11 protein-coding genes are annotated in these 10471 nt (G+C 41.6%); 2 read left to right on the top strand and 9 right to left on the bottom strand.

Translation table 11 applies throughout. The features are described from left to right. The first annotated feature begins 469 nt into the window (after nucleotides 1-469). The gene (locus LC653_RS35965; RefSeq protein ID WP_229499763.1) at nucleotides 470-1321 is read left to right on the top strand and encodes a universal stress protein; all 852 of its coding nucleotides are present in this window, start codon (nucleotides 470-472) and stop codon (nucleotides 1319-1321) included. Nucleotides 1322-1401: 80 nt separating this feature from the next. Here LC653_RS35965 and psbM read toward each other — a convergent pair whose 3' ends face one another. From psbM to LC653_RS35940, 5 genes are all read right to left on the bottom strand, one after another. Beyond that, a complete protein-coding gene (psbM, locus tag LC653_RS35960; protein WP_229499761.1) occupies nucleotides 1402-1518 on the bottom strand; it encodes a photosystem II reaction center protein PsbM in 117 nt (38 codons plus the stop codon). 174 nt (nucleotides 1519-1692) lie between these two features. After that, nucleotides 1693-1989, bottom strand: a complete 297-nt coding sequence (locus LC653_RS35955) for a 2Fe-2S iron-sulfur cluster-binding protein (RefSeq protein WP_229499759.1) — start codon at nucleotides 1987-1989, stop codon at nucleotides 1693-1695. 185 nt (nucleotides 1990-2174) lie between these two features. After that, complete coding sequence (locus tag LC653_RS35950) at nucleotides 2175-2312, bottom strand: photosystem II reaction center protein K (RefSeq protein WP_006195022.1); 138 nt, start codon at nucleotides 2310-2312, stop codon at nucleotides 2175-2177. Between the two features lie 201 nt (nucleotides 2313-2513). Continuing rightward, on the bottom strand, nucleotides 2514-3617 hold the full coding sequence (gene tgt, locus LC653_RS35945; protein ID WP_229499757.1) for a tRNA guanosine(34) transglycosylase Tgt: 1104 nt from the start codon (nucleotides 3615-3617) through the stop codon (nucleotides 2514-2516). 352 nt (nucleotides 3618-3969) lie between these two features. Further along, nucleotides 3970-4422, bottom strand: coding sequence for a hypothetical protein (locus tag LC653_RS35940; RefSeq protein WP_229486645.1), 453 nt, complete (start codon nucleotides 4420-4422; stop codon nucleotides 3970-3972). Between the two features lie 377 nt (nucleotides 4423-4799). Between LC653_RS35940 and cobS the strand changes: the two genes are divergently transcribed. Continuing rightward, nucleotides 4800-5573, top strand: a complete 774-nt coding sequence (cobS, locus tag LC653_RS35935; RefSeq protein WP_229499755.1) for an adenosylcobinamide-GDP ribazoletransferase — start codon at nucleotides 4800-4802, stop codon at nucleotides 5571-5573. 411 nt (nucleotides 5574-5984) lie between these two features. Here cobS and LC653_RS35930 read toward each other — a convergent pair whose 3' ends face one another. The 4 genes from LC653_RS35930 to LC653_RS35915 form a co-directional block, all read right to left on the bottom strand. Beyond that, the gene (locus LC653_RS35930) at nucleotides 5985-6440 is read right to left on the bottom strand and encodes a PPC domain-containing protein (protein ID WP_229499753.1); all 456 of its coding nucleotides are present in this window, start codon (nucleotides 6438-6440) and stop codon (nucleotides 5985-5987) included. A gap of 88 nt (nucleotides 6441-6528) precedes the next feature. Then, on the bottom strand, nucleotides 6529-7206 hold the full coding sequence (locus LC653_RS35925; RefSeq protein WP_229499751.1) for a ComF family protein: 678 nt from the start codon (nucleotides 7204-7206) through the stop codon (nucleotides 6529-6531). 37 nt (nucleotides 7207-7243) lie between these two features. Beyond that, nucleotides 7244-7735, bottom strand: a complete 492-nt coding sequence (locus LC653_RS35920; protein WP_229499750.1) for a GNAT family N-acetyltransferase — start codon at nucleotides 7733-7735, stop codon at nucleotides 7244-7246. 456 nt (nucleotides 7736-8191) lie between these two features. Continuing rightward, on the bottom strand, nucleotides 8192-9496 hold the full coding sequence (locus LC653_RS35915) for an alkaline phosphatase PhoX (RefSeq protein ID WP_229499749.1): 1305 nt from the start codon (nucleotides 9494-9496) through the stop codon (nucleotides 8192-8194). Nucleotides 9497-10471: the final 975 nt, after the last annotated feature.

The following is a 10471-nucleotide window of genomic DNA, read 5'->3' as shown; positions in this document are numbered from 1 at the left end:
TGAAAAGTGTTGGGCGACTTTAAAAAGCAGAATTCGCAAGCTATTACTTAAATCTGATAATTTACGTGATGCTATGGAAATCGTTCTCAAGCAAGCTGCGTCCTAATTAAAATGGCTACGGCTATATTTTGGCATTTCTTTGCAATACTTAACTAACTTCTAATTAAAAAAAGTGAATATAGATAAAAAATGATAACTAACATCATAATTGATTAAGTTATCCAAGCTAAATTGAGACTATGCTTAATAATTGCAGTCTAGTTGATCATCTTAAGTAAATAGGTGCAAATGAACTTAAATATTTGTTGAGCTTTTTGTATTTTGTCATTTGTTTGAGTGTTAAATACTAAAAAAGAAAGTTTATTTGTGCCAAGTTACTGACTAAGTTGTTGAGCAAGGCAGTAAAAATCTGACCTGAGCCAAGTAATAACAGCGATAACTAAAGTAAACTTAACAACAATCACGTAAAATGATAAAAAAAATTTTGCTGGCTGTATCGGGATTAGGACACGCAGAAGAAATGCTCAAAACCCTGAGAGAAATTCCTTCTCTTGAATCTGCAAAAGTTACAATTTTGCATGTTGTTCAGGCACAAAATACTGCTGCTACCATGACAACTAAATGGGAAAATGGTGGTAAAATTCTGGCGAATGCCATTCAAACTTTGAACTTAGATCCTAGCCAGGTTTCTTCAATTTTGCGCGAAGGCGACCCCAAAGATGTAGTTTGCCAAGTAGCTGATGAAATCGATGCTGACTTGATTATTATGGGTTCACGCGGACTTAAGCGGCTGCAATCCATTTTATCCAACTCAGTCAGTCAGTATGTTTTCCAGCTATCTTCTCGCCCCATGTTGCTGGTAAAAGATGATATTTATGTCAAAAAAATTAAGCGCATTATGGTGGCAATAGACAACTCTGATTCCGCAAAAAACTGCTTGAAATTGGCACTGTTTTTACTGCGAGATATTCAGGGCGGCGAGTTAATTTTGGCAAATGTTACCACAGATTTAGGCGGGAAAAAATCCGAAATAACTGAAGTTAGTTCAAACAAAAATCCAGTTTTAGCAGCAGCAGTTGCAGAAGCTAAAAACCAGGGCATCCAATCTCGTTCTTATATCAGCAGTGGCAAACCTGGTGAAGAAATTTGTCGGTTGGCAGAGGAGTTGAATATAGACTTATTATTGCTCGGTTCTCCAGATCGTCGTCCATCCATCGCTAAGAGTTTTGTTGATATAGACCGACTCATCGGATCTTCGTTGTCTGACTATGTTCGAGTCAATGCCACTTGTCCGGTACTGTTGGCGCGGACGATCGCTTAAAGTCAAAATAGAGTTAGTGGTTGAGAAATAAAAACCCCTACACTAATGGTGCAGGGGTTCTTTATTTGATACACAAACTCTTAACTATCTTTTCCACCTTCGCGGCTAGCAGTTTGGATGTACAGAATTAGTAAAAACACAGTGGGGACTAGTACGAACAAAATGCTCGCTATGAACCCCAGGTCATTAACTTGCATGGCAAGAAAACCTCTCTTAAATTTCCAGTCAACAACATTAGGATAGCATCATCGACGACACAGTTATACCAATTCAAAATTCAAAATTCAAAATTCAAAATCAGGAAACTCAATTTTGGTAAGTATTTTGACTACTGACTGGATACAAATTGAAGCAGTGGCAGATTTGAAAACTTAAGGCTTGGTGACTACACTCACTGAGCCATTCACTAAAGTTTGACAGGCAAGGCGGTAATTTTCTGGCTTTTTTTTGAATTTGCAGTTTTCTACGTCTGTGCGGGGGGAAAGATTTTCTAGTCCTTCAACTATCTCCACAACGCAAGTACCACACTGACCATTACCACCGCAATTGGTCATCTTACCAATGAATTTATATATATCAATGTCATTTTGCATCGCCTTGAGCCGGAGATTTGCACCATCTGCCACCACTACTTCTTTATTCTCTTTAACGAATTTGATATTACCCATAACTGATTTCTCCTTGACTCTAAGCTTGACTTTCAAGGCTTCATATTGACATGGCTTGATTCACATCTTATTTATTATATTAAATTATTACAAATTATTAATAAATATTAATTTTATAAAACATAGTGCCACAAAAAAATAGAACAGGTATTTTACCTGTCCTATAAATTGAAAAATAGATTAACTTACCTAAATCCCACGGCTGCTTGCCAAACGAAAGCAAGCAACAAGAAGAATACGGGGATGACTGGGAGAACGTCCACCAAAGGATCAAAGATTTGGTATGCTTCAGGCAGTTTTGCTAATAAAAGTGCTGCTTCCATGTTTGTTTAAATCCAACTATCCAACACAGCGTTCATAATTGAGAAATATCTTAACATGGTTTGGCTATTGGTCATTGGTCAATAGTTATTTGTCATTTGTCATTGGTCATTGGTCATTGGTCATTGGTCATTTGTCATTTGTCATTTGTTCTCTACTCTCCCACTCCCCATCTCCCCACTCCCCACTCCCCACTCCCTCATTCAGTTGAGCCAGTGACCAAATTCTGTGACAAAGCGATCGCTTAATATTGCTTCTCTAATATGCTGCGTAAAGCGAATTAGTTCGGTAATGTTGTGAATGCTCAACAAGGTATAAGCTAAAATTTCCTGCGATCGCACTAAATGAGATACGTAAGCCCGGCTAAAATTTTGGCAAGTGTAGCAAGGACAAGTTTCATCTAATGGCGTAAAATCTTCACGAAACTTAGCATTTTTTAAATTCCAGCGTCCGCCCTGCACGATCGCTGTACCATGTCTCGCCCAACGGGTGGGAATTACGCAATCAAATAAATCTACACCAGATGCGATCGCGATCGCCATTTCCCGATAAGTACCGACACCCATCAAATAACGCGGCTTTTCAGGCGGTAGAAGCGGTGCTGTCACTTTCACAATCTCAGCCATCATTTCTGGTGGTTCTCCCACACTCACGCCACCAATGGCATATCCGGGCAAATCCAACTTAGCCAAAGCTTCCGCCGCACGACAACGCAAATCCAAATACACGCCCCCTTGCACAATCCCAAACAACGCCTGTTCACTGCGTTGATGAGCCGTTATGCAGCGTTCTAACCAGCGATAAGTGCGCTCAGTTGCAGTTTCAACCTCTTGGCGAGTCGCTGGGTAAGGCGGACACTCATCAAAGGCCATAATCACATCGGCCCCCAAAGTATTTTGAATCTCAATGGATAGCTCAGGTGTCAAGTTAATAATTCGTCCATCATGGGGTGAGCGGAAAGTGACGCCTTCTTCAGTAATTTTCCGCATCTCGCTTAAGCTGAACACTTGAAACCCACCCGAATCTGTGAGCATTGGGCCATTCCAACCCATAAATTTGTGCAACCCACCACCTCCAGCCACGATCGCTTCCCCTGGTTGTAGGTGAAGATGATAAGTATTGGACAAGATCATTTGCGCCCCAGTCTCTCGTAGCTGAGATGGGGTGATAGTTTTGACATTAGCCAGCGTTCCCACTGGCATAAATCTGGGTGTTTCTACAACACCATGAGGAGTGAAAAAGACTCCTGCTCTAGCTTTGGTTTGGCTACAGCAAGCGAGACATTCAAAAGAAAAATTCGCACTCATACCATTTTGGATTTTAGACTTCGGCTACGCTCAGTTGAACGATTTTAGATTTTGGATTGTGAAACACTAATTGGTAAAGAGTTTCACAAATCCATAACTAGTACAACGCGGCAGAAATAAACCTACCATTTCAAAACAGCCAGAAAGCCCAAAATGAAAGCATGAGTGACTTTTGACTTCCGCCTTGCGGTACTAGCAGCCATAAAACCAAATGGTATTAGGGCAAGATTAATATTATTTAGCTAAATTATGGACAAACATAAAAACTGGCAATTGAGTTTTCGTGAACACTTAAGCGTTCACTACTAACCTAGTTACCAACTTTACGAGTATATACTGTACTAATTGTTATTTAAAAAGAATCAGAACAGTCATCGTCAATTTCTGCATCCCACCTGGCAGAGAGGACTTGCTCCATCATCGCTTCTATGGCGCTGACATTGAAGTTTCGCTCTCGTCGCTCTTGTATGGGGGTTGAGCGGGGAATCAACCGCAGACACACTCCTTCTTGCATCAAATCAAAATAGGTTTCTTGTTGCGACGACTGTTTGAGTTCCAAGTAATCAAAACTACAAACATTCAGATATAGCGCGTGGTTAGCCACTAAGGTAGACCTTTGCGGATTGGCGAAAACTTCCATCACATCCCCTTCACCCTCGCTCAGTACCTTATCTTCTTGGGTGTAGATGTAGTGGACTCGACCTAAATCTGTCAGTAATCGCCGGATGTCGAGCTTATTCACAATGATGCCCGTGTTAATAATGCACGGAGCTGGTATCCTGATGTCGGGTAGATGGTGACTCATAGGAAAATAGCGATTGAGCTAAGGAGAGCGACAACATAGCTAAACTGTCATAATTGAATAGCTTGTTTACTTCCTACATTTAAAAAATATCAATTTTGTGGGGCAATCGTCTAAATAATTTGGAGTAAGTTTTTAGTTAACGAATACAAAACACTAATTTTGATCCCTGATGGAATTTTAATTTCCTGAATCATTCCTTATTTTGTATAAAAACTACGTTTGATTATTTATTTACCACTTAGAACAGCATAACAAAATTTTTAAGAAGAATCTCTAATAGAAGTAAATCTTATCTAAAGTTTTAAAGTATGCTCATGTTGGTTGTACTGAACCCAAGTCTATTATTCAGCAATTAACCATATATTAATGTTACTAAGATGACGAAACAGCAACAGTGGTGGAAAAAGCTGCTGTTAAAGCTGGCAGCTAGTATTATATTTTATACAAGTATTCCAGTACCGTATTTGGACGGATTAGACTTTCGGGGAGTGGCACGTCTTGCTTCGGTTGTAGGTTTAATAATTGGGGGAATTTTAGGATTACTGGATACGGGGATGGATTATCTGGGTATGCCAGTGTTAACTCGTAGTGCTTTAGTAGTCAGCGTTTGGATTGCCATAACTGGAGGACTGCACTTAGATGGGGCAATGGATACTGCCGATGGTTTGGCAGTAGGCGACCCAAATCGGCGGCTGGAGGTGATGACAGATAGTGCTACAGGTGCATTTGGGGCAATGGCAGCGATCGCCTTGGTGATACTAAAAATAGCAGCTTTGACGGATATGCCAGAAAACCGTTGGTTGCTGCTGATGGCTGCTTGTGGCTGGGGACGTTGGGGACAACAGGTAGCGATCGCGCGATATCCTTACCTGAAACCAACTGGTAAAGGTGCATTTCACAAACAAGCCATTCGTTCTTACAAAGATTTGTTACCAGGATTGTTGTTACTGTTTGGTTTGAGTGGTTTAGTTTGGTTCATAGATAAACAACAGCTATTTCTCGCGCTGGCAATGATAATTGCTGGAAGTGCGATCGCCACTTTAACTGGTGCATGGTTCAACCACAAATTAGGCGGACACACAGGAGATACCTACGGCGCAGTCGTTGAGTGGACTGAAGCCTTATTTCTGTGTGTATTGACTGTTTTTTAAGATGTGGGGAGTGGGATGAGGAGAATAACCCATGACCAATAACCCTCAAGAGTTTTGATTGCCCTGTGCTGTTAGCGGTAGCGGGGCGTTTAGGGACTTCCAAATAAAAAAATACCCAAAAAACTGGCGAAAAAACTCTCTTCTCCTCATTCCTCTGTGTTCTCTGTGCCTCTGTGGTAGCCTGCGGCAAGCCCTCCGGGTGACGCTCGTACCTCTCTACGAGACGCTGCGCGAACGCTAACGCTGCGCTAACAGCAGTCGCTCATGGGGGAAACCCCCAAGACCGCGCTGCTTCACCGCTTTGCGTCTACGTTTATTTGAGTAATTTATTTCTTGGAAGTCCCTTAGCCCGTGCTGAGTGGAATTGTTTTGCCCCACTCCCCACTCCCCACTCCCTACTCCCCACTCCCTTCATTTAATCGGTTGCAGCTTTGTCACCTTCAGTTTAAAAGCCCCAATCCCAGTTTCCCCAAAAGACCGGACACGAATCACATAATCCCCTGTCTCTACGATGCGAGTAAATAGTAGGGAATTGCTACTACCATCAGGGCCATCATCATTTTCTGCCAAAGTCGATCCATCAGGTCCTAGCAGGGTGATGATGCTGTCAAAGTTTTCCGATGACAGGTCAACTGCTAAATTATCGCCCTTCTCTAACTTCACTGTGTAATCACGGGCAAACCCACCTTGACCTGTGGGAATGTCTTTGTCTGAGAGGCGATCGGAAAATTCAGTACTGTTAGATAAAGGAATTGGACTATACAACTTATTTTGAGCAAAAGTTGCACTTGTACTTATGCCTATTGCCAGCAATGTGGCAGGAATAATGATGAGTTGTTTTAAACCTGCCGCAAAAACTTTATTCATACATTTCAAGCAATTTTGTCTACAAAAATAGGGTAATTCGGTCAATTTATGTACTTAATCTGCTAAAACCTGACCATTAATTTTTGATTTATCCGTCTTTGACGGCAGTGGCTACTGCTACTAATCCTAAAACCACAATTCCATATTGACGAAGTGCTTGCACAGCAGACCTAGCAGTAGCACCAGTAGTATAAATATCGTCCACTAACAGCACTGGGACATTTGGGGGACGATGGCGAAAAACTTGGCCAACAGCAAAAGCGTTAGCCAAGTTTTTTTCTCGTTTAGATACTGATAAACCAAATTGCGCTTCAGTTTCTCGCACTCTTGCTAAACCGTTTAGTTTCAATTTTAATCCAGTTATTTCGCAGAAGCTTTGGGCTATGAGTGCGGCTTGATTGTATTTACGTTGCTTTTGCTTGCTAGGGTGGAGTGGGATGGGAACTACCACAGGCTGGTTATCTCGGCTTGGTGAATTTAACAACCATGCTTCTCCTAACCAGTGACCCAAGGGACGAGCTATTTGGGGTTGATTTTCGTATTTCATCGCTGCGATCGCTCGTTTCACCGGGCCACCATACTCCCCCCAGCCAAATACTGGTATTGGCTCTTGCCACAAAGAAATCGGGTCTTGACGTTGACATTTTTGCAGTTGTCTGGTGCAATTTTGACAAAATTCTTGCGAGGTTGCACGTTGGCACAGAGGACAATGGGATTGGAGAAAAAGATTGAGTAAGCCTGTAAGATTTTTAATCCAAGTGTGCATTTAGGGTTGTCCTTTGTCATTGGTCATTAGTCATAAGTCATTTGTGTTTGACCAATGACTTAAGATACACGCGATCGCACCTTGTTGTTTTTACTCCCGTTGCTGGAGTGTAGCCGTTGCTTTCATAGAGCTTGACTGCTTCTACTAAAACGCTGGCGGTTTCAATCCAAATTTGCTCAAAACCACGCTCTGCGATCGCTGCTTCTAGCTGTTGTAACAAATATTTCCCTAATCCTAAACCCCTAATGCTGGGCAAAAGATACATTTTGCGGATTTCTACAGCTTTTTCGCCTCGTTGTATGGGGTAGTATGCTCCAGTACCTACTAACTGGCTTTGGTGTTCAATTACCCAAAACTCTCCCCCAGTAGCTAAATAATATTCCTCTACTCCCAGCACATCTCGGTCAGCGCCCTTTGGTTCCCAACCCAGACCGTATTCTGATAATACATAACTGATGACTTCGGCGGCTCTTGTGCGATCGCTTTGCACCCAATCACGAATTAAAAAATCTTGATAATAGTTTTTCATCACCATTTGCTGGTCAAGTTTACACAGAAAATATTTCTGGTTCTATATCTCAATTTACTCAGCAAATAGCAATTCTTGCACAGTCCATTTCAGGCGGTACTCTCAAGGTGTCAATGAAAAGACTTGGGGAGAGGAATTGTTTTCCCCTCCCCAAGTCTCCTTGTCAACGACAATTCAACGATATAGTAGCGATGCCTGCGGTGGTCACTGAGCGGCTGGTGAGCGGCTGGCCCTGAGCCTGTCCTGAGCCTGTCCTGAGCCTGTCCTGAGCCTTGGGAGAGCGTAGCCGAAGGGCGTAGCCTAAGAAGAGAAGGGCGCAGTCGTTCGCGTTAGCGTCTCCGACAGGAGAAGGGAGTCGAACCATGTCGTACCACTTCGGGGATCTTGCTACGCGCAGCGTCTCCAAGAGTTGTGCGGGCTATTCGGCGTCGCTGACGTTAATATTACAACTTGATATCAGTTATGACTTGTCCAAGGGCCCCAAATAGCGAAAGTAATACCAGGAGTTTGGATATTGACAAACAAAGTCTTACCATCAGGTGAGAAGCAAGCACCAGCGAACTCGTTTGTATTCAGAGCATTACGCGCGAATTGATAAAGTTCTCCTTTGGGAGTAACACCTACTAAGAACTGCTGATCATCTCCATCTTCACAAAGAATGAGATCGCCGTAAGGTGAAACAACTATGTTATCTGGATTTTCCAGTTCGGCAACAGATGTAGACTCTACAAACAGTTCAATTGTCTCTTTAGCCGGAATATAGCGCCACACTTGGCCAAGCCCTAAAGCACCACCACTTGTGCAGCAAAAGTAAAATTCACCGTTACCGTACCAGATACCTTCCCCACGAGCAAACTGGGCCGCTCCTTTTGCGAAACCTTCTACTCGTACAGTATCTTCTGGTGGATTTGGCTCAGTAATCGTCACCCATTCGACTTTCATCGGCTTTTGCTTGGGGAAATCCGCAAAGGTTTGTGCTTGAAAGATATCTTTGAATTTTAAAGCTTGGAGAGTGCCTCCTTCCTTTAACTTGCCACGTACTTTCGGGATAAAACGGTAGAAGAGACTATCTCCCGCATCTTCAGTTTCATAGACAATTCCTGTTTTGGGGTCTACGGCAACAGCTTCATGGTTAAATCTTCCCATAGCTATTAGAGGCTCAGGCTTTACAGGAGTAGTGGTGCTAGCTGGAACTTCAAAGTTATAGCCGTGGAACTTCGAGACATAGTTTCTATCTCCTAGCGGAAACGAAGTCGGAGTGGAGGTGTTTTCTTCACAACTAATCCATGAACCCCAAGGAGTTAGTCCACCTGCACAGTTACGAAAAGTTCCACTTAGAGAAGTGAAGTGTTTGATTAGCTGGCAATTAGGCCCAATAATCAAATTTGTTGTGCCACCTTTACAAAATGGATCGTAAGGATTTGTACCCTGAACTTGTGTATCAGAAGTAGGGCTAAGTTCGTGATTACGAACCAGAATAACTGTGTTTTTGGGGCCGGGAAAAGCTGCCATACCATCATGACCACCAGGCACTTTAGTGCCGTCGCTCATTAATTCACCTGTTAGAGAAAAAGTTCGATACTGAAATCCGGCGGGTAAATCTAACAAGCCCTTGGGATCTGCTACAAGTGGCCCATATCCTTTACCAAATCTTCGACCAAAAGTTTGTTTAGCAAGAAGACCTTCTAAAGGAGACACCATCAAAGTGCCGACAGCAGTTGTACCTGCTACTGCAAAGAATTTACGTCTTGAAAATGTCATGAGGATGGTTTGGTTACTTAAAGATAATGCTGAATAAAAAATATTTGATTTTGATTAAGTTTGGGTAATGCTTTATTTAATTTAGGGTTAGTTAATCCAATCTAAACCTATATAAAAATTTACCCAAACAAGTAACATTTCTGTATACAAGGTTATATAATACCACTACCTAAATCCTGGTACTGTCTGTATAAATAAATCTGCGATCGCAGTTCCTTTAATCGCACCCTTAAAAGGTAAAAAAATAAAATATAAAAGTGAATTTTATAAAATAAGTAATAAAAGCAAATTTGTATATGCTGGTACTAATGCAAAAATAAGTTCAGAAAATTTAAAGATATGTTTAAGCGAATAAATTATTTTATGGGAAAAACTAATCAGGAATTTTAAGGCTAATTCAAATCTAAATGATACAATTTATCTGAAGTTATTATAGACATTAACATTTTTGAGGGGTCTAAGTCCCTCGCTTCTAAATCGCGACAAGTTTTGCGGTGGGGTTAAAATCCCCGGACGCTCTCGAAGAGACGCTAAAAGCGAACGCGGACTCGCTAACGCAACTCTTAGAGACGCACTCGCGTTCGCTAATGCAAAACAAAATTTACGAATTACGAATTACGAATTACGAATTATTTTAATCAGACCAAAAATTGCGCCAATTCTTTATATTTTGGTTATTGGTTTTATGAATAGAGTGCTGAAGAAAAAGCCAGCATCCTATATATAGCAATCCTATCTGAGTTGTGAAAATTACTTTTTAATCGAACCACAGAGGCGCAGAGAACACAGAGAGAAGAATCAACAGAAACTTTCACAAATGATTTAGGACTGCTATAGACAGTGAACCTGAATAGTGGAAGCTAGCCTGATTAAAACTGTAATTAAACATTATTCTAGCTTTAATTACCAAGGAATTTGGAAGGCTAGAAATGCCTAAAATTGTAGGGGGACGTATTGATAGTGCAATAAGTAAGT

The sequence above is a fragment of the Nostoc mirabile CHAB5784 genome, assembly GCF_020829645.1.
GTDB classification, from domain to species: Bacteria; Cyanobacteriota; Cyanobacteriia; order Cyanobacteriales; family Nostocaceae; genus Nostoc; species Nostoc mirabile.
The sequence above is the reverse complement of the archived record's forward strand: the minus strand, read 5'-3'. Positions and strand labels throughout refer to the sequence as shown.

Excerpts from the sequence above, each read along its gene's own strand:
- LC653_RS35930 (WP_229499753.1), bottom strand. The coding sequence starts at position 6,440 with ATGAATAAAGTTTTTGCGGCAGGTTTAAAACAACTCATCATTATTCCT.
- LC653_RS35955 (WP_229499759.1), bottom strand. The coding sequence starts at position 1,989 with ATGGGTAATATCAAATTCGTTAAAGAGAATAAAGAAGTAGTGGTGGCA.
- LC653_RS35965 (WP_229499763.1), top strand. The coding sequence starts at position 470 with ATGATAAAAAAAATTTTGCTGGCTGTATCGGGATTAGGACACGCAGAA.
- psbM (WP_229499761.1), bottom strand. The coding sequence starts at position 1,518 with ATGCAAGTTAATGACCTGGGGTTCATAGCGAGCATTTTGTTCGTACTA.
- tgt (WP_229499757.1), bottom strand. The coding sequence starts at position 3,617 with ATGAGTGCGAATTTTTCTTTTGAATGTCTCGCTTGCTGTAGCCAAACC.
- LC653_RS35940 (WP_229486645.1), bottom strand. The coding sequence starts at position 4,422 with ATGAGTCACCATCTACCCGACATCAGGATACCAGCTCCGTGCATTATT.
- LC653_RS35950 (WP_006195022.1), bottom strand. The coding sequence starts at position 2,312 with ATGGAAGCAGCACTTTTATTAGCAAAACTGCCTGAAGCATACCAAATC.
- LC653_RS35925 (WP_229499751.1), bottom strand. The coding sequence starts at position 7,206 with ATGCACACTTGGATTAAAAATCTTACAGGCTTACTCAATCTTTTTCTC.
- cobS (WP_229499755.1), top strand. The coding sequence starts at position 4,800 with ATGACGAAACAGCAACAGTGGTGGAAAAAGCTGCTGTTAAAGCTGGCA.
- LC653_RS35915 (WP_229499749.1), bottom strand. The coding sequence starts at position 9,496 with ATGACATTTTCAAGACGTAAATTCTTTGCAGTAGCAGGTACAACTGCT.
- LC653_RS35920 (WP_229499750.1), bottom strand. The coding sequence starts at position 7,735 with ATGAAAAACTATTATCAAGATTTTTTAATTCGTGATTGGGTGCAAAGC.